The sequence below is a fragment of the Rubrivivax albus genome (assembly GCF_004016515.1).
GTDB lineage: Bacteria > Pseudomonadota > Gammaproteobacteria > Burkholderiales > Burkholderiaceae_C > Rubrivivax > Rubrivivax albus.
On record NZ_SACT01000009.1, the window covers coordinates 203,370 to 230,335 of the forward strand.

A 26,966-nucleotide genomic window follows, 5' to 3' on the forward strand; every position below is an offset into this window, starting at 1 on the left:
GGCCGGCCCGGAAGTGCACGGCGCTCATGTCACCGCGTGCCCTGCACCAGCATCAACTGGATGTCGTTGCGCCCCAGCGCCAGGGTTGACGACTCCACGCGGGGCTCGCCCGGCTGTGCCGTCGCTTCCCCGCTGCGGCTGATGCGGGCGCCGACCACCACGCGATCGTGGCCCGACAGGCGAAAGGCCGGCGACATGGCCAGGCTGTCGTCCAGCCGGAAGCGCAGCGGCAGGTCCCTGACCTGGGCACGCATCACCGCCAGCGGCATGCGCGGGCCGCTGGCAGCGCGTGCGAAGACGAAGACGGTGTCGTCGGGTCGCGTCTGGGGGGCCAGCGCCGGATCGAGCTGCACCGTGCCGGCCACGAAGGCGGCGGCCGACGGTGGCGATGCCACAGCGGTGCTGGCCACGCGCCCTCCTGCTGCGGCCAGGCGCTGCCTGGCCTCTGACAGGCCGGCGGCCATCTGCCGGACCAGCGGGTGGTCGGGCGACCCCACCGCCTGCAGGTGCGCCCAGTGGGTCACCGCGCCGGCATAGTCGCCGCGGTCGAAGGCCGCGGTGCCGGCCAGGGACAGGGCCTTGGGCTGGTCCGGGTCCAGTGCCAGTGCCTGCTGCACGCGTTGCAGCGCCTCGCCTTCTATGCGGTGGCCGTCGGCCACGGCCAGTGCATCGGCAAAGTCGGCCAGCAGGGCCGCGTCCTTCACGCCGGCATCGAGCGCCTGCCGGTAGGCCTGCACGGCACGGCCGGGTTCGCCCAGCACGACCCAGGAGCGCGCCAGCATGGCCCAGCCCTCGGCGTCCGCAGGGTCGGCCGCCAGGCGCTGCGCCAGACTGTCGACCATCTGCCGCATCTGCGCCGTGTCTATGGTGTGGGGCGCCGCCTCCGGGGTCGCTGCGCCAGGGCCCGTTGGACCTGCAGCGGTCGTACCGGGCAGGTCCAGGGCGTCGGGTCGACCCAGCCAGACGTAGCCGCCGGCCACGACCGCCAGCGCCAGGCTCAGCAGCACGGGCACCAGCCCGGGTACCGGCGGGGCATCGCGGCCCCCGGCATCGCGCGGGGTGGTGACCGAGCCACTGGCCACGGCTTCGACGATCCGGCGTTCCAGCCGCGCCCTCCCCTCGGCGTGCGCCGCATCGTCGAGCGCACCCGCGGCGTGCAGGGCGTCGAGCTGCTGCAGTTGGGCGCGCAGCGCGGCCAGCGGGTCGGGCTCGGTTCGTCGGCCACTGCCGGACCAGAGCGGGCGCAGGAGGATGGCGAGCACCACGGCGCCGATGAGTGCGGCGAACACCAGGAACGCGGTCATGGGGACGCCTCGGGCAGTTCGGGGTCGGGTTCGAAGGCGTCGGCCGGCAGCCGTGCACGGCGGCGCAGGGTCAGGGCCAGCAGCACCGCGCCAGCGGCGGCCAGCAGCGCCGGCGCCGCCCACAGCAGCCAGGTCGTTGGCTTGACCGGCGGGCGGTAGAGCACGAAGTCGCCGTAGCGCTCGGTCATGTAGTGCCGCACCTCGTCGTCGCTGGCGCCGCGGCGGATCAGCGCCCTCGCCTCGTCCCGCAGGTCCTGCGCCAGGCCCGACTGCGAATCGGCGATGGTCTGGTTCTGGCAGACCAGGCAGCGCAGTTCGGTGGCCACCTTGCGCAGGCGCGCTTCCACCGTGGCGTCGTCGAGCGGTGCCGTGGCCGCCAGCGCACCCGCCGGCAACGTGGTCAGCAGCGCGAGGCCGCATAGCGCCAATGCTGCCCACGGCCTGGGTAAACGCCTCATCGAGCACCCTCCCCCGCCAGCACGGGCACGCCGCGCGGTGGCGGCGCGATCTCTGGTGCCATTGCCGGGCGCATGCGGCGGTAACGCCGGTCGCTGGCCGCCACGGCGCCGCCCAGCGCCATCAGCAGGCAGCCACCCCAGATCCAGTCGACGAAGGGCTTGACGTGCACGCGCAGCGCCCACGCGCCAGGTGCGACCTCCTCGCCCAGCGACACGTAGAGATCGCGCAGCAGACCGGGCGCGATGGCCGCCTCGGTCATCGGGTTGCGCTGCACGCGGTAGACGCGCTTCTCCGGGTGCATCACCCGCACGGTCTGACCATCGCGCAGCACGGTCACGGTGGCCTGCAGGGCGTCGTAGTTCGGCCCGGTGCGCTCGCGCACGCCGTCGAAGCGGAAGTCCAGGCCGGCCAGGGCCACGACCTGGCCGGGGCGCACGCGCTGGTCGATCTCGAGTTCGCCGCTGCGCACGCCGGTGACGCCGAAGGCGAAGACCGCCACCCCCAGGTGCGCCAGCATCATGCCGGCCACGGCGCGCGGCAGCTGCCTCATCTGGCCACGGCGCCACCAGCCGGCCAGGTCCAGTGCGATGCCGGCCACTATCCACAGCACCACGGCCACGCCCAGCAGCGGCAGCGGGCGCAGGCTGCCCAGGGCGGCGTTGATCGCGCCACTGCCAGCCAAGGCCAACACCGCCGACACCAGCGCCGGCTTGCGCAAGGCCGACAGATCGGCCTCACGCCAGCGCAGCAACGGCCCGAAACCCGCCAGCAGCAGCAGCGGCAGCATCAGCGGCACGAAGACCGCCTCGAAGTACGGCGGGCCCACGGAGATCTTGCCCAGGCCCAATGCGTCGAGCATCAGCGGGTACAGCGTGCCCAGCAGCACGGTGCCCGTGGCCGCGGCCAGCAGCACGTTGTTCAGCAGCAGGGTCGACTCGCGTGACACCGGCGCAAACCGCGCCCCCAGCCCGATGCGGGGCGCGCGCCAGGCGTACAGCGCCAGGGCGCTGCCGGTCACCACCACCAGGAACCCCAGGATGAACAGGCCGCGCCGCGGGTCGGTGGCGAAGGCGTGCACCGACGACAGCACGCCGGAGCGCACGAGGAAGGTGCCCAGCAGCGACAGCGAGAAGGCCAGGATGGCCAGCAGCACGGTCCAGGACTTGAACGCGCCTCGCTTCTCCGTCACCGCCAGCGAATGGATCAGCGCCGTGCCCAGCAGCCAGGGCATGAAGGACGCGTTCTCCACCGGGTCCCAGAACCACCAGCCGCCCCAGCCCAGTTCATAGTAGGCCCAGGTGCTGCCCAGCGCGATGCCGATCGTCAGGCAGCACCAGGCCGCGGTCGTCCAGGGCCGCGCCCAGCGGGCCCAGCGGGCGTCGAGGTCGCCACCGATCAGCGCCGCGATGGCAAAGGCGAAGGCCACCGAGAAGCCCACGTAGCCCATGTACAGCATGGGCGGGTGCGCCACCATGCCGGGGTCCTGCAGCAGCGGGTTCAGGTCGCGCCCGTCCAGCGGCGCTGGCAGCAGGCGGTCGAAGGGGTTGGACGTGGTGAGCATGAACAGCAGAAAGCCCACCGTGATCCAGCCCATCACCGCCAGGATGCGTGCGCGCAGCACCTTGGGCAGGCCACCGCCGAAGACCGTCACCGCCACCGTCCAGCCCGCCAGCATGGCCACCCACAGCAGCAGCGAGCCTTCGTGCCCGCCCCAGACACCGGCGATGCGGTAGGCCAGCGGCAAGGCCCGATTCGAGTTCTCGGCCACGTAGACCAGCGAGAAGTCGTGGCCGACGAAGGCCGCGGCCAGCAGCGCCAGCGCCAGGCCAATCGCGAGCGCCTGCGCCTGCGCGGCGCTGGCGCCGAAGCGCATGGCCAGCCCATGGCCGCGTGCGGCGCCCCACAGCGGCAGCGTGCCCTGCACCAGGGCGGCCACCAGCGCGCACAACAGCGCCACCTGTCCCAGTTCGGCGAGCATGGTCTCCCCTGCCCGCTCAGAACTCGACGCGCGCACCCAGCGCGTAGCTGGCGCGGCGGGAGCTTTCGCGGGTGGACGTGGGCGGCATGTTGCCCGACGGGTCGGTCAGCACGCGGGTGGCGCTGCCGATCTCGTAGGTCAGCGCCGTCTCCAGCGCCACCTTCTTCCAGCCGCGGTAGGTCACGCGCAGGCCGGGTGTCCAGCGCTCGCTGCGGCTGCCTTCGGGCGTGCGGTCGCGGTAGTACTGCAGCGACGGTTCCACCTGCCAGTCGCTCCACCACCAGGCCGACTGGTTGTACGCCAGCAGCAGGCCGTCGAGCTGCGGGCTGCGGATGGTGGTGATCACGCCGACATGGGTGTCGCGGTCGGACAGCAGGTTCAGGCCGATGAGCTGCGCGGTGGCGCTGACGATGTCGCCGGTGGCCGGCCGGCCCGTCTCGAAACCGGGCACGTCCGGCACCGGCGGGATGGCGCCGGTGTTCGTCAGGCCCAGGCTGGCGCCCACTGTCCAGTGCGGGCTCAGCGGCCGGGTCACGCCGGCCTGGGCCTGCGTGACCATGGGCGTCAGCGCGACGATCTGCTCGCGCAGCACGGCCACCGTCGTGTTGGCCAGCCGCGGCGCGATGCGCGTGAAGATCACGCCGGGCTGCGCGGGGTCCTCGAAGGTCAGTGCGTTGCCCAAGGACAGCGGGGCCAGGGCGCGCCGGTCGTAGAGCAGCGTGTAGACGGTGTTGTCCTCGGCCACGTGCGTGCCCTGCACGCTCACGGCGTTGGTGGCACCGAAGGCGACGTCGTAGTCGAACTGCGAGAACACCGACGTGCCGCCGGAGAACCAGCGCAGGTCCAGGCCCACGGCGCGCCGGTCGACTTCGCCGTCGATGCGCTGCTCGATGGCGTAGAGCGAACCGCCCAGCGCGCCGACCACGCGGTCCTGCTCGAGGCGCAGGCCGTAGAAGTGGCGTTGCGTGTCGAACAGCTGCTCGGCCGGCACGCCGGCGACCGCGCCCAGGCGCAGCTTGCCGATCGGCGTGACGTAGCCCTGCACCCCGTCGAAGCGCCCCATCACGCCGCCGCCGGTGGGCGACTGCCGGCCCAGCCGGACGCCCCAACCCGCCTTCAGTGCCCGGTGGTCGACGTAGGCAGCCGAGAGCCTGTTGCGGCTCTTCTCGGGCCGTTCCAGGTCGCGCGTGTAGGCGTTGCGGAAGACGACGCGCTGGTCCTGATCGTCGGTGCGGCGGCGCCACGACAGGTCCGCGGCGCCGACCACCTGGCTGGCACGGTCGCTGGTGAACTGCGCCTCGCCCACGGTCGGCGGCAGGCCGGCGATGGGAGAGTCCTGGAAGTCCTGGCTGCGCAGTTGGCCGTTGCCGCCGTACCAGTTCAGGGCCACGGAGGCATCGAGCGTGGTGTCGTCCCGCCGCTCGGGTTCGGCCACCGTGGTCGGGGTCTCCGGCTTCGCCGCCTCGGCTGGCATCGTGGCCAGCCGCTGGCGGACGCGGTCGCTGTCCTCGCCCTGTGGGTACAGGCGCAGGAAGGTCTCGTACTCTGCCCGCGCGCGGCGTGTGTCGCCCAGGGCCAGCCAGGCGTCGCCGGCCATAGCCTGCGCCGGCCGGGTGGACGCGTTCGGCGGCAGGTCCAGCAGGGCGTTGAGGCCGTCGAGCGCCAGGCGGTGAGAACCTGCTGCCATGGCCTGCGTGGCGTTGTCCAGCAGCGCCTTGGCCTGGACTTCGGAGTCACCGCTGGCCGCAGCCGATGCCACCGGCGCGGGCCGTGCAGGCGGTGCAGACGCTGCGCCGGCCAGCCGTTCGCCGCGGCCGGGCAGCAGGATCTCGATGGCACGGTTGTCCGCCCCCTGCCGCACGCGCACGGTGCCGGGTTCGCCCAGGCGCAGCACGATGCGCCGTTCGCGGTCGGCCTGCCCGGGTTCGTCGGTCAGGCGCAGTCGGTCGAGGCCCTTGAGGTGATCCAGCGCGAGCAGCTGGCTGCCCGGGCCGATCTCGCGGTTGGTGGTGCTCACAAGCTGGTAGACGATGAGCACGGTGTCGCCGGCGGCGGTGGCGATCTGGCGCTGGAACTGCACCTCGGTGGCGAACTGCAGCGCCAGCACGGCGGCATCACCCTCGCGCCGCACCTGCACCTGGTCGACGACGAAGGCAGCCTGCGCAGGCAGCGCGGCGGCGACCAGACAGGCGGCGACGGTGAGCGCCCTGGGCATCAGGGGCAAGGCATGGCGACGTGTGGGCATAGCAGCAGGTCACTCCCAGCGGGAGTACGGCGTGCCCTCGCGGCCCAATGGCCGGTGGCACCCGGATTGCGAACAGTCGGTGACGCCGGTGGAACGCTCGTGCGTCAGCGACTTCTTCTCCATGTCGCCGAGCCATGCGGTCGAGCGGTCGTGGCAGGCCTTGCACCAGCCGGCGCCGTTGCCCTGGCTGTTGTTGTGGTTCATGCGCATGCCGCCCCAGCTGGTGGTGCTGGTGTGGCAGGCCTTGCAGTCCATGCTGGCGCCAGCCAGCAGCTGCACCTCGGGGATGTGGTTCGACGGCTTGGCGGTGGCGCCGGCCCCTGCGAAAGCCCCACCGTGGCAGGACTTGCAGCTGGCGGTCGTCACGACGCCGTGGTTCATGGTCACCGAGGCGGTCCACGACGTCTGCGAGCGGTGGCAGCTGTCGCATCGTGCCGTGCCCACCGGCACCGGGATGTGGTTGGCCGGCTTGCCGGTGGCGGTGCTGCCGTTGTGGCAGGTGTCGCAGGTGCCGGTGCCCACGGCGTTGGCCGGCGAGTGGGCGAAGTTGACGTTCGACCAGCTGCTGGTGCTCTTGTGGCAGCTCTCGCAGTTCCCGGTGACCGTGGCGTGCAAGGCGTTGTTGGGCTTGCCGGTTGCATCCGGGTAGGCGCCGCTGTGGCATGTGGCACAGCTGTTGCCGATGCTGTAGTTGGCGTGCACGCGCGCGCCGGTCCAGCTGGTGGTGCCGTTCTTGTGGCAACCGTCGCAGTTGGCCGCGGCAGTGACCGGCACCGCGGTGTAGGGCACGTGCGTGGCCGGCTTGCCGTCGGCCGGCGGGAAGGCGCCGCTGTGGCAGCTGGCGCACTGCGCCGTCACCGGCACCTGGGTGTGGTTCCAGGTCGTGGGCGTCCAGCCAGTGGTGCCGTGGCAGCTGTAGCAGCTGGCCGCGCCGGTGGGGATGTGCGTGCCCGGCTTGCCGGTGGCAGCGCTGCCGTTGTGGCAGCTGGCGCAGTTCGTCGCGGCGTTGAAGGTGCTGTGGTCCACGCGCACGGAGCTCCAGTTGCTGGTGCTCTTGTGGCAGCTCTCGCAGTTGCCGGTGACACCGGCATGCAGCGCATCGGTGGGCTTGCCCACGGCGTCGGGATACGCACCGCTGTGGCAGCTCGCGCAGCTGTTGCCGATGCTGTAGTTGGCGTGCACGCGCGCGCCGGTCCAGCTGGTGGTGCCGTTCTTGTGGCAGCCGTCGCAGTTGGCCGCGGCGGTGACCGGCACCGCGGTGTACGGCACGTGCGTGGCCGGCTTGCCGTCGGCCGGCGGGAACGCGCCGTTGTGGCAGCTGGCGCACTGCGCCGTCACCGGCACCTGGGTGTGGTTCCAGGTCGTGGGTGTCCAGCCGGTGGTGCCGTGGCAGCTGTAGCAGCTGGCCGCGCCGGTGGGGATGTGCGTGCCCGGCTTGCCGGTGGCCGCGCTGCCGTTGTGGCAGCTGGCGCAGTTGGTCGCGGCGTTGAAGGTGCTGTGGTCCACACGCGCGGAGCTCCAGTTGCTGGTGCTCTTGTGGCAGCTCTCGCAGTTGCCGGTGACGCCGGCGTGCAGCGCATCGGTGGGCTTGCCCACGGCGTCGGGATACGCACCGCTGTGGCAGCTCGCGCAGCTGTTGCCGATGCTGTAGTTGGCGTGCACGCGCGCGCCGGTCCAGCTGGTGGTGCCGTTCTTGTGGCAGCCGTCGCAGTTGGCCGCAGCGGTGACCGGCACCGCGGTGTACGGCACGTGCGTGGCCGGCTTGCCGTCGGCCGGCGGGAACGCGCCGTTGTGGCAGCTGGCGCACTGCGCCGTCACCGGCACCTGGGTGTGGTTCCAGGTCGTGGGCGTCCAGCCGGTGGTGCCGTGGCAGCTGTAGCAGCTGGCCGCGCCGGTGGGGATGTGCGTGCCCGGCTTGCCGGTGGCAGCGCTGCCGTTGTGGCAGCTGGCGCAGTTGGTCGCGGCGTTGAACGTGCTGTGGTCCACCCGCGCCGAGCCCCAGTTGCTGGTGCTCTTGTGGCAGCTCTCGCAGTTGCCGGTGACGCCGGCATGCAGCGCATCGGTGGGCTTGCCCACGGCGTCGGGATACGCACCGCTGTGGCAGCTCGCGCAGCTGTTGCCGATGCTGTAGTTGGCGTGCACGCGCGCGCCGGTCCAGCTGGTGGTGCCGTTCTTGTGGCAGCCGTCGCAGTTGGCCGCGGCAGTGACCGGCACCGCGGTGTAGGGCACGTGGTTGCCCGGCTTGCCGTCGGCTGGCGGGAAGGCGCCGTTGTGGCAGCTGGCGCACTGGCCGCTGACCAGGGTCTGGGTGTGGTCGAAGCGCGTCGGCGTCCAGCGGCTCGTCGAGCCGTGGCAGCTGTCGCAGCTGCTGGCGGTGCCGGTGGGGATGTGCTGCGCGTTCTTGCCGGTGGCGCGCGAGCCGTTGTGGCAGGTCTGGCAGGTGCCGGGCACGACGCCGGCATGGTCGAAGCCACGCGCCGGCAGCCAGGCGTTGCTGCGGTGGCAGCTGTCGCAGGATGCGGTAGTCGGGATGTGCTGCGCGGTCTTGCCTTCGGTGATCACGCCGTTGTGGCAGGTCTGGCAGGTGCCCGGCACCACGCCGATGTGGCGGAAGCGCGCGCCGCTGAACGTGCTGGTGCCGTGGCAGCTGTCGCAGGTCTGCTGCGTGGGCAGGTGCGTGGGCGGCATCACCGTGTTGCCTGCCGACAGGCGACGGCCGGGCGCATGGCAGGAGGCACAGTCGCGCGGCGTGCCACGCAGCACGCCGCCCTGGTGGCAGGACTCGCAGCGGGCGCGCGCATGCGCGTCCTGCAGGGGGAAACCGGTGGCCAGGTGGTCGAAGCTGCTCGTGGCGCCGGTCTGGGCCAGGGCTGGCATGGCCACTCCGCTCGTCGACAGCAGGATCAGCACGAGGATCCACCGCCACAGCGTGAAGGTCGGGCGTATCCGGGTCGTCATCGTGTCCCCTCCCCTGTGCGCTGCACGGTGCCGGCCCGTCGATGCAGACGCTGCCAGTCGGACGTCACGTGGCACTGGTCGCAGCGCGCGCCGAAGGCGCCGTCGTGCCGGTCGTCGGTGCGATGGCAGGCGACACAATCGCCGCCCACGGGTGCGATCGCCTGGCCGACCGGTGCCGGCGCACGGTGGCAGGCGGTGCAGGCCAGCGGCTGGTGCGCACCGTCGAGCGCGAAGCGAGTGCGACGGTCGTGGTCGAAGCGCCACAGGCGCCAGTCGCGCGTGTTGTGGCAGCTTTCGCAGGCCGCACCCAGCGTGCCGCGGTGCGTGTCGTCGGCGCGGTGGCAGGACAGGCAGTCCCGCGGCGCATCGCGATAGCGCGGCGTGCGGTGGCAGTCGCTGCAGGCCACGCCGACATGACGGCCCGTGAGTGCAAAGCGGGCCTGGGCGTGGTCGTAGCGCACGCCGGTCCAGCGGGTTTCGGTGTGGCAGCTTTCGCAGCGCTCGCCGAGCTGGCCCTCGTGCTGGTCGTCGGCCCTGTGGCAGGCGATGCACTGCGAGGGCGTCTTGCGGTAGCGGGTGTCGCGGTGGCAGTCACTGCAGGCGACGTCGCGGTGCGCGCCGCGCAGGGCAAAGCGCGCGGTCGCGTGGTCGAAGCGGTCGACCTTCTTCCAGCCCACCTCCACGTGACAGCTGTCGCAGCGCTCGCCCAGCGTGGGTTCGTGATGGTCGTCCGCACGATGGCAGGCCACGCAGCGCTGGTCGGCCACCTGGTACTGGCCGGGTTTGGTGTGGCAGCCGCTGCAGCGTGCGTCACGGTGCAGGCCACGCAGCGGATAGCGGGTGCGGTCGTGGTCGAAACGCGCCACGTCGGTCCAACGCTGTTCCTGGTGGCAGGCGCCGCACTCGCGGCCCAGGCTGCCCTCGTGCTTGTCGTCGGCGCGGTGGCAGTCGACGCACGCGGTGGGCGTCTTCGTGGTGTACAGCGGCGTCTTGTGGCAGCTGGCGCAAGGGGCCTGCCGGTGCGCACCACGCAGCTCGAAACGCGTGTCGCGCTCGTGCCGGAAACGGCTGGGCTTCCAGGCCTGGGCGTCGTGGCAGGTCTCGCACTTCTCGCCGAAACGGCCCTGGTGGCCCTTGGGCGACTGGTCGTCGGCACGGTGGCAGGCCACGCAGGTTTCCGGCGCATCGGTGAACACCGCGGTCTTGTGGCAGCTGTCGCACTTGGCGTCGACGTGCTTGCCGCGCAAGGGAAAGCGGGTCTTGTCGTGGTCGAGCGTGGTGTCGCGCCAGCCGGTCTCGGTGTGGCAGTCGGCGCAGGTGGGGCCCAGGCTGCCCTTGTGCACGTCGTCCTGGGTGTGGCAGGCCTGGCAGGTCTGGGGTGCCTCGCGCCACTTGCGACCCGGCGTGTGGCAGGCGGCGCATTTCACGTCGCGGTGCAGTCCGCGCAGGGCGTAGTCGGTCTTCGCGTGGTCGAAGGTGGCGGTGTCCAGCACGACGATGCGCGCCGTCCGGCCCCTGTGGTCGGTGTGGCAACTGCGGCAGGCCTGGGGATCCAGACGACCATGGAAGCCCTTGCGCGCGCGCATGTCAGCCCCGACGTCCTTGTGACAGTCCATGCACAGCCGGTCCTGCGCCTGGCGGTCGAAGCGCACATGGCAGGCGGCGCAGTCGTCCTCCCACTTGGCGTGCCCGGCGATCACGTCGCCCGGGCGCAGCACCGATTCGAGCGACTGCGCTTGGGCCGCTGACGTGAGCAGGCTCAGGCAGAGGATGAGGAAGCATCGCCATGTGCGGGTCACCGTCGCGCTCGATTCGCGCTCAGTAGGCATGCACGGCGATCACGTGGACCACCGCGCTGACGACGAGCAGCACCACGAAGGGCACGTGGGCCACGTGCCACAGCGCGAAGACGCGCTCGTAGGCCGCGTACTGCGAAACGCGCACCACGGCACCCAGGTAGCGGTCGACGAGACGGCCGCCGCCGAGGCGCAGTTTCTGCCGGCGTGCCAGGTCGGGCTCCTGTGCTGTCGCGTCGCGCAGCAGGCGGCGGCAGCGCCAGGCGACGCCCGTCTGCCGCACGGGCAGCCACATCAGGCGGCGGAACATGTCCAGCACGTGCGTCGGCGCCGCCAGTTCCTGCTGCTCGAAGCGGCGCAGGGCCGCCGCGACGGCAGGGGCGAAGTCCAGGCGGCCCACCGCCTCGGCCTCGACGAGACCGGCGCGCCGGCGCAGGTCATCCAGGGTCGTCCGCTCGCCACGCAACCCGCGGTGCACGCGGGCATGCAGGAAGCGGCCGACGACGCCGCTGAGCACCACGATCACCATGCTCCACAGCGCCACGCCGGCGTTGAGCGATCCGATGTGGAAGCTGGAATGGACCAGGATCAGCCAGGGGCCCAGCAGCCCGAGGCTGATGTGCCCCCACAGCCACCAGCGGGTGGCGCCCAGCATGTCCAGCGCCCGGATGTGCTTGCGCAGGGGGTAGAGAAAGACGGCCAGCATCATCAGGCCGCCCGCGATGGCGATGCGGTAGCTGACGTCGTCGGCCGGGCGGAGCCAGCCTTGGCGCGCGATGAACCACGCCGCACCGATCGCGCTGACCATCAAGGCCAGGACGGCGACATCGGCGCGCCACGGCGATGCGGCGCTTCGGACGGCGGACCTCGCCGTGGCCGATGCGTTCGGCATGGTCGCTGTCGACGCAGGGGGGTGGGTTGAAAGTGTCTTCACTTCGGGAACGATCTTCCAAACTTTGGGAAGAACTTCCCTTCATGTACGTTCAGTTGCCTGAGCTGCCTGTGGCGTGCAGCACGTAACCGCGGCCCCGCACGGTGCTCAGGCGACCGTCGCCAATCTGGCGACGCAGGTGATAGACATGCACCTCGATGAGATTGCTCGCCCGCGGCTGCCCGTCCTGTGGGATCCCGAGTTCGGCCATCAGCCGCGCCTGGCTGAGGATCTCGCCGGCATGGCGCATCAGCACACGCAGCAGCTCGAACTGTCGGCTGGACAGCGTGAGCCGCTGACCACGTCGGCGCACCGAGCGGCTCTGCGTGTCGAGTTCGAGGTCGCCCACGACCAGCACCGCCGCGTCCGCCGATGGCGCCCGCTGGGCAATCAGGCGCGTCAGGCGAGTGCGCACCTCCCACCCCGGGGCGCTGCGCAGGCAGAAGTCATCGGCGCCGGCGTCCAGCGCCTGTTGCGCGGACGCCACGTCATGGGGGTCGCACAGGGCCAGCACCACACGTTGGCCGCTGCCGAGGCGGGCGCGTTCGATGGCGGTCAGGGCCCGGTCCGCGCGCCGCCCCAGGTCGACCAGGACCGGCTCGCCGCCCGTCAGGCGCAGGGGGCCAACGTCGGCCTGCCCGGTCAGTGGGACCTGTGCCAGGGCTATCCCGCAGGGCAGAAGTTCACCGGCCAGCCGCTCGGCCAAGGCACGGTCGTCGCCCGCCAGCGTGACGGGGTCCGTGATCGGGTGGCACGCGCCAGGCGCGGCACGCAGGCCGTCCGACGCGGGCTCGGTGGGGAAGGCTTCGAGATCGACCATCGCCTACGGATGGTCGACGCCAGCATGAGGCCCACCTGAAGATGTCAGGCGAGCCAGCGCGGCTGGCGCGCGGGGATTCAGTCGTTCTGCGAGGCGGCGTCGGCTGCGGCGCTGCGCGGCTGGCCATCAGGCGTCAGCGGCTGCGGGCGGTCCAGCGGGTGACACAGGCGCCGGTTCAGTCGACCCAGTTTTTCGGACCGCTCCACGGCCGCCAGCACGGCTTCCGGGCTGAGCATGAGCATGAACGGGTTGTGGGCGAGCGTTTCGGTCTTCATGGGCCTCACTCCTGCAAGGAACGTGATGGCCCAATGTAGGCAAGCAACACGGGACCGTGTAGTCGTCCCCCCGCCATCCTGCGTGTCAGCGGAAATCCGACACGCTTGTCAGCGTGGCTTGAGGCGCTGGGCCAACGGTTCGCGGCCGGCGGCGGTGGCGAAGTCGGCCGCCGTGAGGTCGCGTTCGTTGCGCAGCGCCGGGTCGGCGCCCTTGGCCAGCAGCAGGTCGGCGGCGTCGATGGCGCCATAGCGCGCGGCCATCATCAGCGGCGTGGTGCCGTTGGGCGAGCGCGCGTCCAGCACGGCGCCACGGCCGACCAGCAGTTCCACCGCGGGCACCGACGGCCCGCTGGCCGCGTAGTGCAGCGGCGTCCACCCGCTCTTGTTGATGGCAGCGCCGCGCTCGATGAGACGCTGCATCCAGGGCAACTGCCCACGCAGGGCGGCCATCATCAGCGGGGTCTCGCCGTTGGCATTGGCCGCGTCGACATCGGTGCCCGGGTGGGCCAGCAGGGCTTCGGCGGCCTGCAGCGACTCGCCACGCAGCGCCACGAAGAGCGCGACCTGGCCCTTGTCGTCGCGCACGTTGGGGTCGACGCCTGCCACCAGCGCCTGGGTCACCAGATGCGGCGCATCGATCTCGACGGCCTTGAACAGGTCCGCCGGCGTGTCGGCTCTGGCGACAGAAATGCCAATAGCCAGAACGAGATAGACAGCACTTTTGAAGTGAATTCTCATGATGCGTGCTCGACGACCGGCAGGCTGAACAACTGCTCGAAGTTGCGCGTGGTCGCCGCGGCCACCGTGTCCACCGGCAGCCCCTTCAGCCGCGCGAGTTCGGCGGCCACGTGGGGCACATAGGCCGGCTGGTTGGTCTTGCCCCGGTAGGGCACGGGCGCCAGGTAGGGGCTGTCGGTCTCGATCAGGCAGCGCTCCAAAGGCACCTGGCGTGCCACCTCGCGCAGCGCCTCGGCGTTGCGGAAGGTCAGGATGCCTGAAAACGAGATGTGAAAGCCCAGGGCCAGGGCCGCCTCGGCCACGGCCTGGGTTTCGGTGAAGCAGTGGAAGACGCCGCGCACGGCGCCCTCGCCTTCCTCGCGCAGGATGGCCACGGTGTCGTCGCTGGCGCTGCGCGTGTGCACCACCAGTGGCAGGCCGGTGGCCCGCGCGGCGCGGATGTGCACGCGGAAGCGTTCGCGCTGCCAGGCCATGTCGGCCACGCTGCGGCCGTCGAGCCGGTAGTAGTCGAGCCCGGTCTCGCCGATGGCCACCACCCGCGGGCGCGCGGCGCGCCTGAGCAGGTCGTCCAGCGACGGTTCGGCCACGCCTTCGTTGTCGGGGTGCACGCCCACGCTGCACCAGAGGTCGTCGTGCGCCATGGCAAGGGCGTGCACCTGCTCGAACTCCTCGAGCGTGGTGCAGATGGTCAGCGCACGGGTCACGCCGGCGGCGTGCATCGCCGCGCGAATCTCCGGCATGCGGCCGGCGAAGTCGGGGAAGCTGAGGTGGCAGTGGGAATCGACGTACATCGGGCGGGGAAACCGGGGCGGGCCGCGGTGGCACAAGGCCACCACCGCGGTCAGATCGTCTGGGTCGGCTTGGCCGAGGAGATCGACGTGCCCAGGATCTCCTCGATCTTGATCTTGAGCTGGCGGGTCTTCTCGTCGTTCGGAAACCGCACACCCACGCCCTGGGTGCGGCCGCCGGACGCATTGGCCGGCGTGATCCAGGCCACCTTGCCGGCCACCGGGTAGCGCTGCGGGTCGTCGGGCAGCGACAGCAGCAGGTAAATGTCGTCGCCCAGGCGGTAGTCGCGGGTGGACGGCACGAACAGGCCACCGTCGGTCAGCGCCGGGATGTAGGCGGCGTACAGCGCCCCCTTCTCGCGGAAGACCAACTGGATGACGCTGGGGCGGCCGCCGGCGGCGGGCGTGGGCGCGGTGCTCATGATTTCAGTGTAGCCAAGGCGTCACGTCCGCGACCGACCAGGGCCTCGACCAGCAGCGACTCGTTCCACGGATGTTCCGCCTGCCGCACGACGCGGTTGAGTTCCGCGGCCCAGGCCAGCAGCGGCGCCACGCCGCCCCGCGCGGCCGGAAGGGCCGATGCCGGGAAGTAGCGCGGTGGCGCACCGGCGGCCTGCGCCAGAAGGTCGTGGCAGAGCTTCTGCAGCGCGTCCAGCGTGCGCGTCAACGGCCAGCCGGCCCAGGCGGCGACCTGGCCACGGGCCAGGGCGGCAGGCAACGCGGCCCAGGCCCTGGCGTCCACGCCATCGACCTGCAGCGCCAGCGCATCCAGCGGCCGGCCGGCACAGGCCGCCAGCAGCGCCGCGGGCTCCGCCACGCCCTGCCCCTTCAGCCAGGCCTCGGCGGTGGGCGTGTCCGGCGAAGGCATCACCAGACGCTGGCAGCGGCTGCGCACCGTGGGCAGCAGGCGCTCCGGGTCGCTGCAGGACAACAGCCAGCGCACGCCGGCCGGCGGTTCCTCCAGCGCCTTGAGCAGGGCGTTCGCCGAGGGACCCTGCAATGCCTCCGCAGGGTGGAGCACGATCACCTTGCCGCGTTCGCGCGAGCGCGTGGTGGCCACCCAGGCCAGGGTGTCGCGCACGTCGTCGATCAGGATCCACTTGCTGGGCTTGCGCTTGCCGCCGTTGGTGACCTCCTCTTCGCTGGCCAGACCGTGGGCCAGCGCCTGTGCGCCGGGCAGCAGCTGCTTCAGGTCCGGGTGGGCGCCAGCCTGCACCAGCCGGCAGGCGGCGCACTGGCCGCAGGGTCGGCCGTCGACCACCGGGCCTTCGCAAAGCCAGCCCTGGGCCAGCGTGCGCAACAGGGCCAGCGCGCCGTCACCCGGCGCGGCCACGATCAGCAGCGCATGGCCGCGCTGGCCGGTGGCGGCGCCCAGGGCGGGCGCCAGCCAGGGCAGCGGCAGCGCGCCGTCGGGCCCGACCAGGGTGTCAGGCCGTGGCGGCATGCGTCTCCAGGGCAGCCAGCACCGCCTGGCGCACGGTGTCGGGGGCGCCGGCGGCGTCGATGCGCACGAACCGGGCCGGCGCGGCGCCGGCCCGCGCCGCATAGCCGTCGCGCACGCGGCGGAAGAAGGCCAGGTCCTCCGCTTCGAAACGGTCGGCGGTGCGCACGGCGCTGCGGCGGGCGGCGGCGACGGCCGGGTCGACGTCGAACCACAGCGTCAGGTCGGGCTGCCTGCCCTGCTGCACCCAGGTTTCCAGCGCGGCCAGCACGCCGGTGTCGAATCCGCGGCCGTGCCCCTGGTAGGCGAAGGTGGCGTCGGTGAACCGGTCGCACAGCACCCAGGTGCCGGCCGCCAGTGCCGGCTCGATGGTCTGCTGGAGATGGTCGCGCCGGGCGGCGAAGACCAGCAGCGCCTCGGTCAGCGCGTCCATCGGGCGGTGCAGCACCAATTCGCGCAGGGTCTCGGCCAGGGCCGTGCCGCCGGGCTCGCGCGTGCGCAGCACGCCATGGCCACGCTGTCGCAGCCAGGCTTCCACGGCGTCGAGGTGGGTGGTCTTGCCCGCCCCGTCGATGCCCTCGGCGGTGATGAATCGGCCCGGCGCGTTCACCGGCCGCCCCGCTGGTACTTGTTCACCGCCCGATTGTGCGCGTCCAGCGTTTCGCTGAACTGGCTGCTGCCGTCGCCGCGGGCCACGAAGTACAGCGCCTTGCTCGCGGCCGGGTTCAGGGCCGCCTGGATCGACGCCAGGCTGGGCATCGCGATCGGGCTCGGTGGCAGGCCACCACGCAGGTAGGTGTTGTAGGGGCCGTCGGTGGTCAGGTCGCGCTTGCGCAGGTTGCCGTCGAAGGCCTCCCCGAGCCCGTAGATGATGGTCGGGTCGGTCTGCAGCGGCATGCCGATGCGCAGGCGGTTGATGAAGACCGCCGACACGAGTGCGCGCTCGTCGGCACGGCCGGTCTCCTTCTCGATGATGGAGGCCAGGATCAGCGCGTCCTCGGGGGTCTTCAGCGGCAGGTCGGGCGCGCGGGTGGCCCAGGCTGCCTGAAGGTGGCGCTGCATGGCGGCGAAGGCACGGCGCAGCACGGTCAGATCGCTGACGCGCCGGCTGTAGGCGTAGGTGTCCGGGAAGAACCGGCCCTCGGCCCAGCGCGGGCCGTCGGCCGCCGCGCCCACGGCGGCCAGCAGCGCCGCGTCGTCGAGGCCGGCGCTGGCCGACGTCAGGTCCGGCGCCGCGGCCAGCACAGCGCGCCACTCGCGCAGTGTGGCGCCCTCGGGCAGGCGCAGGGTGAGCAGCGCTTCGCGCCCCTGCACCAGCATGTCCAGCAGCGTTCGCGGGGTGACGCCGGGTTCGACTTCGTAGCTGCCAGCGCGGATGCGCGCAGCCTGGCCGGACAGGCGGAACCAGGCGAACAGCAGGCGCGGGTCGGTGTCGATGCCGGCACGCACCCAGGCCTCGGCCACCGCGCGCGGTGCCGTGCCGGGCTCCACGGAGAGTTCGACCACCGGCTGGCGCAGCGGCAGCGGCTGATCCAGCCAGCGCCAGGCCCACCAGCTCGCGGCGGCGGCCAGCAATGCGGCCAGCAACACGCCGAGCCCCAGGGCCCAGGCGGTGCGGCGAATCCATGACGCGCGTCGGCCCATGGGACGAAATGATAATCAGGGCATGTCGACGACCCCTGCCGCCCTCTCCGCCCTCGAAGGCTCGATGCCTCTGACCGACTGGGGCCTGATCCGCGCCAGCGGCGACGATGCCCGCAGCTTCCTGCACGGCCAGCTGACCCAGGACATCCAGGGCCTGCAGCCCGGGCGCGCCCGCCTGGCCGGCTACTGCAGCGCCAAGGGCCGCCTGCTGGCCAGTTTCGTGGTCTGGGCCGACGCCGGTGGCGACCTGCTGCTGGCCTGCAGTGCCGACGTGCTGCCGGCCACGCTGAAGCGGCTGTCGATGTTCGTGCTGCGCGCCAAGTGCAAGCTCACCGACGCCACGGCCGAACTGCCGCTGCATGGCCTGGTCGGCAGCGCCGTGCCGGCGGGTGACGACTGGCAGGTGGTTGACCACCGCGTCGTGATCCTGCCGGCCGTCAACGGTGTGCGGCGCGCGCTGGTGGCGGGCGCTTCGCCCGCGGCGGCTGCGCTGGACCCGGAGCTCTGGCGCTGGCTGGAGGCGCGCAGCGGCATTGCACGCGTGGTGGCCGCCAACAGCGAGCAGTTCGTGCCGCAGATGGTGAACTGGGAACTGGTGGGCGGCGTGAACTTCCAGAAGGGCTGCTACCCCGGCCAGGAGGTCGTTGCCCGCAGCCAGTACCGCGGCACGACCAAGCGCAGGGCCTATGTGGTGCAGGCCGATGGCGCGCTGGCGGCGGGACAGGACGTGTTCGCTGCTTCGGATGCCGACCAGCCGGCTGGCCGCGTGGTCCTGGCGGCGGCGCCGGCGGGCATGGCACCGGCGGCGCTGGTGGAGCTGAAGATCGCCGCCACCGACGAACGGTTGCACGCCGGCAGCCCCGATGGCCCCTTGCTGCGGTTGGGTGACCAGCCCTACGCGCTGCCTGCCGCCGAATGACGACGGGGCGGCGACCACCGGTCATCGGGCACACGCCATGACAGGGCGCGCGCTGTTCGTCTACTGGCGCATCGACGCCGGCGACCTGCCGGCGACCGTGGCCGCGGTGCGCGCCGCCCAGGCGCAGCTTGCCTCAGCCTGGCCCGGCCTGCAGGCGCGCCTGTGGCAGCGCAGCGACCCGGGCGTGCCGGCCACGGTGATGGAGACCTACGCCGCCCCCGACGGCATCGACGCCGCGGCCCAGGCGCGCATCGACGCCGCCGTGGCCGGCCACGTGCCGGCGCAGCGGCACGTGGAGGCCTTCCTGCCCGCCGACAGCGGATTCAGAGACTGACCGCCATCGCCTGGTGCGGGATGCCGGCCTCCTCGAAGGCCTCGCCCACCGGCCGGAACCCGCGCCGCAGGTAGAAGCCCACGGCCGACGCCTGCGCGTGCAGCAGCACCTCGCGGTCGCCGCGCGCGCAGGCCGTGTCCACCAGCGCCTGCAGTACCGTGGCTCCGGCGCCACCGCCACGCAGGGCGCGGATCACGGCCATGCGCCCGATCTTCGACACCTTTGGCGCGTGCTCCAGCAGCCTCCCGGTGGCCACCGCGCGGCCGAGCCGGTTGACCGCCACGGCATGCACCGCGGTCGCGTCGGCGGCGTCGTACTCCAGGTCGGCCGGGATGCCCTGCTCGTCGACGAACACCGCCTGCCGGATCGGCTGAGCCTGCCGGCCCAGCGTGTCCCAGGTGCCGACCTGCACGTCGAGCACCGGCTCGCCCGACTCGTAGCCCAGGAACAGCTCGCGCAACGGCCCCGGCACCGGCATCGAGCGCTTCGTGGTCGGGTCGGCATACACGTAGACGAGTTCGCCGCTGACCAGCAGCCGGCCGTCGCGGAACACGCCACCACGCAGCAGCATCGAGCTGTTGCCGATGCGCTCGCAGCGGATGCCGACCTCGAGCTGGTCGTCGTAGCGCGCCGAGTCCTCGTATTCCACACTGGCCTTGCGCACGAAGAAGTCGCCGCCCAGGTCGTGCATGGTGGCCTCGTAGGGTAGCGCCATGGCCCGCCACCAGCCGGCCACGGCGGTGTCGAAGTACATCAGGTAGTGGCCGTTGAAGACGATCTTCTGCAGGTCCACCTCGACCCAGCGCACGCGCAGGCGCTCGGCAAATCGGAAATCAGTGCGGTTCATGCTGCCAGGCTTTCTTCAGGGCGTCGGCCGCCAGTTGCTGGAAGGCCGCGGCTTCCTTCAGCGCGCGGCCCATCTTGATGAAGTCGTGGGTCAGGCCATGGCCGATCTCCAGCTGCACCGGCACGCCTGCCGCGCGCAGGCGGTCGCCATAGGCCAGGCCTTCGTCGACGAGCGGGTCGCACTCGGCCAGCAGCAGGCACGCCGGCGCCACGCCTTCGAGGTCGGCCGCCTCCAGCGGGGCGAAACGCCAGTCGCGGCGGTGGTGGTGCGGCACGTAGTGGTCGAAGAACCACGCGATGTCGGCCGCATCGAGCAGGACACCCTGGGCGTACAGGCGGTGCGATGCCGTGTCGGCATTTGCCGTGGTGCCGGGCGTGATCAGCAGCTGCAGCGCCAGCGGCAGACCCTGGTCGCGCGCATGGATCGCACCGACGGCGGCCAGCGTGCCGCCGGCGCTGTCGCCGCCGATGGCCAGGCGCGTCGGGTCCAGGCCCAACCGGTCTCCTCGCGCAGCCAGTTCGGCCAGCGCCGCCCAGGTGTCGTCCACCGCGGCCGGGAACGGATGCTCAGGCGCCAGCCGGTAGTCCAGTGCCACCACAGCACCGCCGCTGCGCCGTGCCAGCTGCCGGCACAGGCTGTCGTGGGTTTCGAGGCTACCGATCACGAAGCCGCCGCCGTGCAGGTACAGCAGTGTGGGCAACGGACCGGCGGTTGACGCGGCATACATGCGCGCCGGCCGGCCGGCGAGCGTCAGGTCCTCGACCCGCGGCAAGGGCGCCCGCGGCGGCTCCAGCACCTCGGCGGCGGCGAGGTAGGCCGCGCGCGCATCGGCCGGCGTCATCGCATGCCAGGGGCGGCGCTTGGCGCGCGCGATGCGTTCCAGCAGGGCCTGCATGGCAGGCGTGAGCAAAGCGGTCCGGGTCACCGCCGGGATTATCGGCAGGCATCGCGTTGTCGCGCCCGTGACGGCCCGGCCCGGGTTGTCGCGCTGGCCGCCAGCACCACGAGCGACCGATACTCGAACCATGAGCCGCATCCTCTACATCACCCAGATCGAGATCGACTTCGGCGCCGTGCGCACGTTGCCGGCCGAATGCGCCGCCCATGGCATGCGCCGCCCGTTGATCGTCACCGACCCCGGCGTGCGTGACGCCGGTGTGCTGCAGCGCGCACGCGACGCGCTCGGTGACCTGCCGCACGCCGTGTTCGACGGCACGCCGTCCAATCCCACCGAAGCCGGCGTGCGCGCCGCGGTGGACGTGCTCCAACGCGAAGGCTGCGACGGCCTGGTGGCCGTGGGCGGCGGCTCCAGCATCGACCTGGCCAAGGGCGTGGCCATCGCCGCCACGCACGAGGGGCCGCTGAAGACCTACGCCACCATCGAAGGCGGCAGCCCGAAGATCACCGACCGCGTACTGCCGCTGATCGCCGTGCCCACCACCGCCGGCACCGGCAGCGAGGTGGCGCGCGGCGCCATCGTCATCGTCGACGACGGCCGAAAGCTCGGCTTCCACAGCTGGTACCTGGTGCCCAAGACCGCCATCCTGGACCCGGAACTCACGCTGGGCCTGCCGCCGATCATGACCGCGGCCACGGGCATGGACGCCATCGCCCACTGCATGGAGACCTTCATGGCGCCGGCGACCAATCCGCCGGCCGATGGCATCGCGCTGGATGGCCTGTGGCGCGGGTGGGCCCACATCGAGCGCGCCACCCGCGACGGCAGCGACCGCGACGCGCGCTGGCACATGATGAGCGCCAGCGCCCAGGGCGCGCTGGCCTTCCAGAAGGGCCTGGGCTGCGTGCATTCGCTCAGCCACAGCCTGGGGGGCGTGAACCCGCGGCTGCACCACGGCACGCTCAACGCCGTGTTCCTGCCGGCGGTGGTGCGCTTCAACGCCGAGGCAGACTCCATCCAGCGCGACCAGCGCCTGCAGCGCATGGCGCAGGCCATCGGCCTGCCCGGCTGCGATGCCCGGGGTACGGAACTGGCCGAAGCGCTGCAGGCCATGAACGCCCGCCTGGGCCTGCCACGCAGCCTGCGCGAGATGGGCGTGGGCGAGGACGCGTTCGAGCGCATCATCGACGGTGCCATGGCCGACCACTGCCACAAGACCAACCCGCGCCTGGCCACACGGGACGACTATCGGGCGATGCTGGTGGCCAGCCTTTGAGGGTTAGACCGCCCCCTGGGTCACGGGGGTTCACGGTGGCAGACCCGTGACGCCGGACAGCCCGGTCCATAAATTGCGTCGATCGCCCTGGCAATGCTGCCGAGCGATTCCTGGAGGAGTAAGCATGCAATTGAAGAAACTGGGGCTGGCCGTGGCAGCCGCATTCGTGGCTGCCGGCGCACAGGCCGCGGACTACGTCTATGGTGGGGACACCACCGGCGCACCAACCTACAACCGGGCCTTCTCGGACTTTTCGGGGCTGTCCGGCATCGGGTCCAACGTGGCCTACGACACCTTGGCGTTCACCGTCACCGACAGCGGTGACTACGCCTTCCTGAGCGTGGCGTCGGGCTGGGACAACTTCCTGTTCCTGTACTCGCCCAGCTTCGACCCGGGCGCTGCGCTGAGCAATGGCGTGGCCGGCAACGACGACTTCCCTAACGTCGGTGTGTCCGGCTTCGACAACGTGGCCCTGACGGCCGGCGTGTCCTACGTGCTGGTCACCACCGGCTTCGGCAACAGTGACTTCGGTGACTACACCAACACCATCAGCGGCATCGGCAACGTGGTGGCCGTGCCCGAGCCGGGCACCTACGCCTTGATGGCCCTGGGCCTGCTGGCCGTTGGCGGCCTGGCCCGCCGACAGCGTCGCGCGGGCTGACCGTCATCGCGCCAGCGACAGCCCGGCCGAGGCCGGGCTTTTTCGTGGGCGGGCGCCGCTGCAGTTCGTCGCGCGGCGATGCAGCCTGTCGCACGCCGCTGGTTTGCTGCCGGGCGGGCCGATATGGTGTGCTACCTCACCAACACACCGGCGCTACCCGATGACCACCTGGGACGACCGACAACCGATCTACCAGCAGCTCGCCGACCTGCTGGCCGCGCGCCTGCTGGACGGCCAGCCGGGCGACGGCGAAGCCATGCCCTCGGTGCGCACGCTGGCCAGCGAACACCTGCTGAACCCGCTGACCGTGAACCGTGCGCTGCAGGCGCTGGCCGATGCCGGCCTGGTGGAAAGCCGACGCGGCCTGGGCATGTTCGTGCGTGAAGGTGCGCGCGAACAGCTGCGGGCCCTGGAACGCGAACGTTTCCTGCATCACGAGTGGCCACGGCTGCGCGAGCGCCTGAAGCGCCTGGACATCCAACCCGAACAACTCTCATGGGAGGACCCCCGATGAGCACGGACCTGCTGGTCCAGGCGAGCGGCCTGAGCGTGCGCTACGGCGCCAAGACCGCGCTCGACGACCTGAACTTCACGATCCCCAAGGGCCGGGTGGTCGGCCTGCTGGGCCACAACGGCGCCGGCAAGACCACGCTGATGAAGGCCCTCGTGGGCCTCAAGCGCGCCGAGGGCACGCTGACAGTCCTGGGCATGGACCCGGTGCGCGACCGCGTGGCCCTGCTGCAGTCGGCCTGCTACATCCCCGACGTGGCCATCCTGCCGCGCTGGGCGCGGGTGTCGGAGTTGATCACGCTGATGGCTGCGCTGCACCCGCGTTTCTCGGCCGAGCGCGCCCGTGCCCTGCTGCGCCGCACCAGCGTGAACCCGTCGGACAAGGTGAAGAACCTGTCCAAGGGCATGGTGGTGCAGGCCCACCTGGCGCTGGTCGCCAGCATCGACGCGCGGCTGATGATCCTGGACGAACCCACGCTCGGCCTGGACGTGCTGTCGCGCAAGAGCTTCTACGAGATGCTGATCGACGAGTGGTGCGACGGCGAGCGCAGTGTGCTGATCAGCACCCACCAGGTCGAGGAGATCGAGAGCCTGCTGTCGGACGTGATCATGCTCAACGAGGGCAAGGTCGTGCTCGACATCAGCCTGGAGGCCATGGACCGGCGCTTCGTGGCGCTGAGCCACGACGCGGGTGCCGCCGAACAGATGGCCGCGGCGCACCCGCTGCTGCGCTACCGGCTGCAGGGCAGCGGTGCACGCACGCACGCCGCGCTCTTCGACGGCGAACCGCCGGCCGACCTGCAGGCCCTGGGCCAGCGCGTGCGGCCCAGTCTGGTGGACCTGTTCGTCGCCCTCACCCGCCGGCCCGAGATGGACCGCACGCAGTTCTGAACCGCGGAGACAAACGATGAAGAACACCCTGGCGCTGATGCAGCGCGAATGGCTGCAGCACCGCTTCGCCTGGATGCTGATGGCACTCGTTCCCACCCTGCTGGCGGTGCTGCTGCTGAGCTTCGGCGAGATCCACCTGTCGACCGAGGAACGGGGCGAGCACCTGCCGGTGGCGCTGGCCTCAGCCAGCCTGATCGGCAGCATGGGGCTGCACATGCTGATCCTGTGGATCGTGGCCCTGCTCATCACCGCCGGCCTGGCCCGGCGTGACCATGGCGACCGCTCGGTCGAGTTCTGGCTGTCCCTGCCCACCGGGCATGGTGAAAGCTTGGCCGTGCCGCTTCTGGTGCACCTGCTGCTGGCCCCCATGGTGGCGCTGGCGGTCGGCCTGGTGGGTGGACTGGTGGCGTCGCTGGTGCTGGTCAGCCGCGTTGAAGGCGCCTGGGCATGGTTCAGTCTGCCCTGGGGCACGCTGCTGGTCGCAGCGCTGGCCATGGCCACCCGCCTGGCGCTGGGGCTGGTCCTGGCCACCTTGTGGCTGGCACCACTGCTGCTGATCATGGTGACGCTGACCGCCTGGTTCGGCCGCTGGGGGCTGGTGATCCTGGCGCTCGGCGTCGGCGTGGGCAGCGCGGTGCTGGACAGCGCGTTCGGCATCCACTGGCCGGCCGCCTGGCTGGTGCGCATCTTCACAGAGGCCGGGCAGGCCGTGGCCAACACGGGATCGGGCTCCCTGGTCGTCGAGACCTCCGGCGACCTCGCCGGCGTGCTCGGCGATGTGCCCGCCTGGGCATGGCACGACGCCCTCCAGGCGCTGGGCCAGCTCGCGTCGCCGGTCCTGGTGGTCGGCCTGGCGCTGGCCACGGGCTGCTTCGCCATGCTGGTGCAGTGGCGCCAACGCGGTGCACAGCACAGCGGCTGAGTCCTGCAGGCGCCGGCCGGTCCGGCCCGCAGAAGTCGGCCGAATCGCCGCGTGCCCCCCTAGGCATAGGGGGCTCTGGTCAACAGATGTGAGCCAGAGCCCGTCCTCACACGTCTGCTGACGGCTCGACACGGGAAGCAGGCACGCATCGTGCAAACCTCACGGCATGCGTCGATCGGCGCACCAACTGGAGGACTGCTCATGAAGCTGCTTGCCCCCGTCCGCACCGCCTTGGCGGCCACCGCCCTGGCTCTTGGTGTCGCTCTGCCGGCATCGGCCGCGTTCTATGTCGACGACACCACCGATGCCCCGACCTTCAACCGCGCACTGGTCGACTTCAGCGCGCTGTCCGGGGTCGGTACCGATGTCGCCTACGACGTCTATGCCTTTTCCGTGGGGGCCGACGGTCTCTACACGGTGCGCAGCTTTGCCGAGGGCCTGCGCGTCGAGGACCCCTGGGACCAGTTCCTGTTCCTCTACGAAGGCAGCTTCGATCCGTCGGCACCGCTGCTGAACGGGGTCATCGCGAACGACGACTTCAACAGTACCATCGGGCGCAGCGGCTTCGACGTGTCGCTGTCCACGGGCACCGCCTACTACCTCGTCACCACCGGCTTCGACAACGACGACGCCGGCCGCTTCCTGAACATCGTGCGCGGCCCGGGCGACATCCTGCCGGTGGTGCCGGAGCCGGAGACCTACGCCATGCTGGCGATGGGCCTGTTTGCCGTGTCGCTGGCCGTGCGCCGCCGCACACAGGGCCTGAAGGACTGAGGCCGACACCGCCCGACGACACACCACCCCACGAAAAGAAGGCCCGGCATTGCCGGGCCTTTCTGCTGTCGCGATGGCTGCCAGGCCATAAGGCCTGGCCGGCGCGTCATCAGTGGAACTGCTCTTCCTCGGTCGAGCCGGTCAGCGCCTTGACGCTGGACGAACCGCCCTGGATCACGGTGGTCACGTCGTCGAAGTAGCCGGCGCCGACCTCCTGCTGGTGCGACACGAAGGTGTAGCCCAGGTCGCGCGCCTTGAATTCCGGCTCCTGCACCTGCTCCACATAGTGCTTCATGCCTTCGCCGCGGGCGTAGTCGTGCGCGAACTTGAAGGTGTTGTACCAGTTGAGGTGGATGCCCGCGAGGGTGATGAACTGGTACTTGTAGCCCAGTGCCGAGAGCTCGTCCTGGAAGGCGGCGATGGTCTTGTCGTCCAGGTTCTTCTTCCAGTTGAAGCTGGGCGAGCAGTTGTAGCTCAGCAGCTTGCCCGGGTGGGCGGCGTGCACGGCCTGCGCGAACTCGCGGGCGAAGCCCAGGTCCGGCGTGCCGGTCTCGCACCACACCAGGTCGGCGTAGGCGGCGTAGGCCACGCCGCGGCTGATGGCCTGCTCCAGGCCGTTCTTCACGCGGTAGAAGCCTTCCTGCGTGCGCTCGCCGGTCAGGAAAGGCTTGTCGTTGGCGTCGTGGTCGCTGGTGATCAGGTTGGCCGCCTCGGCGTCGGTGCGCGCCAGCACGATGGTGGGCACGCCCATCACGTCGGCCGCGAAGCGGGCGGCGATCAGCTTCTCGCAGGCTTCCTGCGTCGGCACCAGCACCTTGCCGCCCATGTGGCCGCACTTCTTGACCGCGGCGAGCTGGTCTTCGAAGTGCACGCCGGCAGCGCCGCTGGCGATCATGTTCTTCATCAGCTCGAAGGCGTTAAGCACGCCGCCGAAGCCGGCTTCGGCGTCGGCCACGATGGGCAGGAAGTAGTCGACGTAGTCCTTGCTGCCCGGCTCGATGCCACGGCTCCACTGGATTTCGTCGGCGCGCTTGAAGGTGTTGTTGATGCGGCGGACCATGGTCGGCACCGAGTCGTACGCGTACAGCGACTGGTCGGGGTACATGGTCTCGCTGGTGTTGCCGTCGGCGGCCACCTGCCAGCCCGACAGGTACACGGCCTCGAGGCCAGCCTTGGCCTGCTGCATGGCCTGGCCGGCGGTGATGGCACCAAAGGCGTTGACATAGCCCTTGGCCGCGCCGCCGTTGACCAGCGACCACAGCTTCTCGGCGCCGCGCTTGGCCAGCGTGTGCTCGATGTTCACCGAGCCGCGCAGGCGGACCACGTCCTCGGCGGAATAGCCGCGCTTGACGCCCTTCCAGCGCGGGTTCTCGGCCCAGTCCTTCTCGAGGGCGGCGATCTGTTGTTGGCGGGTGGCTTGCGTCATGGAAACAGCTCCTGGGAGGTTGCGGAAAAGCTCGAAAGCAGGCCTCAAGGCTATCCGGTCCATGCTGCAGTGCGCAATACTTATGTCTTATATAAGACAAAAGATGCAAGTTATAAAAATCAACAACTTAG

General features: G+C 71.2%; 26 protein-coding genes. 8 read left to right on the forward strand and 18 right to left on the reverse strand.

Going from position 1 to position 26,966, the window contains the following annotated elements; all coding sequences use genetic code 11:
• Positions 1-29: 29 nt before the first annotated feature.
• The 15 genes from ccmI to mltG all read right to left on the reverse strand — a co-directional run bounded on the left by ccmI (position 30) and on the right by mltG (position 17,377).
• Positions 30-1,304 carry a c-type cytochrome biogenesis protein CcmI gene (gene ccmI, locus ENE75_RS21665; RefSeq protein WP_128200590.1) on the reverse strand — a complete coding sequence of 425 codons (1,275 nt, stop codon included), beginning with the start codon at positions 1,302-1,304 and terminating at the stop codon, positions 30-32.
• Positions 1,301-1,762 (reverse strand): cytochrome c-type biogenesis protein, encoded by a 462-nt coding sequence (locus ENE75_RS21670; protein WP_128200592.1) that lies wholly within the window; start codon positions 1,760-1,762, stop codon positions 1,301-1,303. The genes ccmI and ENE75_RS21670 overlap by 4 nt, the downstream gene beginning before the upstream one ends.
• Positions 1,759-3,741 (reverse strand): heme lyase CcmF/NrfE family subunit, encoded by a 1,983-nt coding sequence (locus ENE75_RS21675; RefSeq protein ID WP_128200594.1) that lies wholly within the window; start codon positions 3,739-3,741, stop codon positions 1,759-1,761. Before ENE75_RS21675 ends, ENE75_RS21670 begins: the two co-directional genes overlap by 4 nt.
• A 16-nt stretch (positions 3,742-3,757) precedes the next feature.
• Positions 3,758-5,986 carry an outer membrane protein assembly factor BamD gene (locus ENE75_RS21680; protein WP_158289043.1) on the reverse strand — a complete coding sequence of 743 codons (2,229 nt, stop codon included), beginning with the start codon at positions 5,984-5,986 and terminating at the stop codon, positions 3,758-3,760.
• A gap of 9 nt (positions 5,987-5,995) precedes the next feature.
• Entirely contained in the window at positions 5,996-8,944 is a 2,949-nt protein-coding gene (locus tag ENE75_RS21685; protein ID WP_128200598.1) for a cytochrome c3 family protein, read from the reverse strand.
• A complete protein-coding gene (locus ENE75_RS21690) occupies positions 8,941-10,743 on the reverse strand; it encodes a cytochrome c3 family protein (RefSeq protein WP_128200600.1) in 1,803 nt (600 codons plus the stop codon). Before ENE75_RS21690 ends, ENE75_RS21685 begins: the two co-directional genes overlap by 4 nt.
• 19 nt (positions 10,744-10,762) lie before the next feature.
• Entirely contained in the window at positions 10,763-11,548 is a 786-nt protein-coding gene (locus tag ENE75_RS21695; protein WP_128200602.1) for a hypothetical protein, read from the reverse strand.
• 175 nt (positions 11,549-11,723) lie between these two features.
• Positions 11,724-12,491: a winged helix-turn-helix domain-containing protein gene (locus ENE75_RS21700; RefSeq protein WP_128200604.1), complete on the reverse strand. Its 768-nt coding sequence runs from the start codon at positions 12,489-12,491 to the stop codon at positions 11,724-11,726.
• A gap of 77 nt (positions 12,492-12,568) precedes the next feature.
• Complete coding sequence (locus tag ENE75_RS21705) at positions 12,569-12,766, reverse strand: hypothetical protein (protein ID WP_128200606.1); 198 nt, start codon at positions 12,764-12,766, stop codon at positions 12,569-12,571.
• Positions 12,767-12,874: 108 nt separating this feature from the next.
• The gene (locus ENE75_RS21710; RefSeq protein WP_128200608.1) at positions 12,875-13,504 is read right to left on the reverse strand and encodes an ankyrin repeat domain-containing protein; all 630 of its coding nucleotides are present in this window, start codon (positions 13,502-13,504) and stop codon (positions 12,875-12,877) included.
• On the reverse strand, positions 13,501-14,295 hold the full coding sequence (locus ENE75_RS21715; RefSeq protein ID WP_128200610.1) for a TatD family hydrolase: 795 nt from the start codon (positions 14,293-14,295) through the stop codon (positions 13,501-13,503). The genes ENE75_RS21710 and ENE75_RS21715 overlap by 4 nt, the downstream gene beginning before the upstream one ends.
• Before the next feature lie 50 nt (positions 14,296-14,345).
• The gene (locus ENE75_RS21720) at positions 14,346-14,714 is read right to left on the reverse strand and encodes a PilZ domain-containing protein (RefSeq protein WP_128200612.1); all 369 of its coding nucleotides are present in this window, start codon (positions 14,712-14,714) and stop codon (positions 14,346-14,348) included.
• The gene (locus tag ENE75_RS21725) at positions 14,711-15,736 is read right to left on the reverse strand and encodes a DNA polymerase III delta subunit-related protein (RefSeq protein ID WP_128200614.1); all 1,026 of its coding nucleotides are present in this window, start codon (positions 15,734-15,736) and stop codon (positions 14,711-14,713) included. Before ENE75_RS21725 ends, ENE75_RS21720 begins: the two co-directional genes overlap by 4 nt.
• Positions 15,720-16,343 carry a dTMP kinase gene (tmk, locus tag ENE75_RS25500; protein ID WP_233259203.1) on the reverse strand — a complete coding sequence of 208 codons (624 nt, stop codon included), beginning with the start codon at positions 16,341-16,343 and terminating at the stop codon, positions 15,720-15,722. Before tmk ends, ENE75_RS21725 begins: the two co-directional genes overlap by 17 nt.
• Positions 16,340-17,377: an endolytic transglycosylase MltG gene (gene mltG / locus ENE75_RS25505; RefSeq protein ID WP_233259204.1), complete on the reverse strand. Its 1,038-nt coding sequence runs from the start codon at positions 17,375-17,377 to the stop codon at positions 16,340-16,342. Before mltG ends, tmk begins: the two co-directional genes overlap by 4 nt.
• A gap of 22 nt (positions 17,378-17,399) precedes the next feature.
• Here mltG and ygfZ point away from each other — a divergent pair, with 22 nt between their 5' ends.
• Both ygfZ and ENE75_RS21740 read left to right on the forward strand, forming a co-directional pair.
• Positions 17,400-18,296 carry a CAF17-like 4Fe-4S cluster assembly/insertion protein YgfZ gene (gene ygfZ / locus ENE75_RS21735; RefSeq protein ID WP_233259205.1) on the forward strand — a complete coding sequence of 299 codons (897 nt, stop codon included), beginning with the start codon at positions 17,400-17,402 and terminating at the stop codon, positions 18,294-18,296.
• Positions 18,297-18,333: 37 nt separating this feature from the next.
• Positions 18,334-18,630, forward strand: coding sequence for a DUF4936 family protein (locus tag ENE75_RS21740; RefSeq protein WP_158289044.1), 297 nt, complete (start codon positions 18,334-18,336; stop codon positions 18,628-18,630).
• Here the strand turns inward: ENE75_RS21740 and ENE75_RS21745 are convergent.
• Positions 18,620-19,477 carry a YbgC/FadM family acyl-CoA thioesterase gene (locus tag ENE75_RS21745; RefSeq protein WP_128200618.1) on the reverse strand — a complete coding sequence of 286 codons (858 nt, stop codon included), beginning with the start codon at positions 19,475-19,477 and terminating at the stop codon, positions 18,620-18,622. The genes ENE75_RS21740 and ENE75_RS21745 overlap by 11 nt on opposite strands.
• Positions 19,464-20,372, reverse strand: coding sequence for an alpha/beta hydrolase (locus ENE75_RS21750; protein WP_128200712.1), 909 nt, complete (start codon positions 20,370-20,372; stop codon positions 19,464-19,466). The genes ENE75_RS21745 and ENE75_RS21750 overlap by 14 nt, the downstream gene beginning before the upstream one ends.
• A gap of 130 nt (positions 20,373-20,502) precedes the next feature.
• Between ENE75_RS21750 and gbd the strand changes: the two genes are divergently transcribed.
• The 6 genes from gbd (at position 20,503) to ENE75_RS21780 (ending at position 25,409) form a co-directional block, all read left to right on the forward strand.
• Positions 20,503-21,651: a 4-hydroxybutyrate dehydrogenase gene (gene gbd, locus ENE75_RS21755; RefSeq protein WP_128200620.1), complete on the forward strand. Its 1,149-nt coding sequence runs from the start codon at positions 20,503-20,505 to the stop codon at positions 21,649-21,651.
• 124 nt (positions 21,652-21,775) lie between these two features.
• Complete coding sequence (locus tag ENE75_RS21760) at positions 21,776-22,312, forward strand: PEP-CTERM sorting domain-containing protein (RefSeq protein WP_128200622.1); 537 nt, start codon at positions 21,776-21,778, stop codon at positions 22,310-22,312.
• A gap of 160 nt (positions 22,313-22,472) precedes the next feature.
• A complete protein-coding gene (locus tag ENE75_RS21765; protein WP_128200624.1) occupies positions 22,473-22,826 on the forward strand; it encodes a GntR family transcriptional regulator in 354 nt (117 codons plus the stop codon).
• The gene (locus ENE75_RS21770) at positions 22,823-23,713 is read left to right on the forward strand and encodes an ABC transporter ATP-binding protein (protein ID WP_128200626.1); all 891 of its coding nucleotides are present in this window, start codon (positions 22,823-22,825) and stop codon (positions 23,711-23,713) included. The genes ENE75_RS21765 and ENE75_RS21770 overlap by 4 nt, the downstream gene beginning before the upstream one ends.
• A 16-nt stretch (positions 23,714-23,729) precedes the next feature.
• Positions 23,730-24,635: a hypothetical protein gene (locus ENE75_RS21775; RefSeq protein WP_128200628.1), complete on the forward strand. Its 906-nt coding sequence runs from the start codon at positions 23,730-23,732 to the stop codon at positions 24,633-24,635.
• Positions 24,636-24,836: 201 nt separating this feature from the next.
• Complete coding sequence (locus ENE75_RS21780; protein WP_128200629.1) at positions 24,837-25,409, forward strand: PEP-CTERM sorting domain-containing protein; 573 nt, start codon at positions 24,837-24,839, stop codon at positions 25,407-25,409.
• Between the two features lie 109 nt (positions 25,410-25,518).
• Here the strand turns inward: ENE75_RS21780 and aceA are convergent, their stop codons facing one another.
• A complete protein-coding gene (gene aceA, locus ENE75_RS21785; RefSeq protein ID WP_128200632.1) occupies positions 25,519-26,835 on the reverse strand; it encodes an isocitrate lyase in 1,317 nt (438 codons plus the stop codon).
• Positions 26,836-26,966 lie beyond the last annotated feature (131 nt).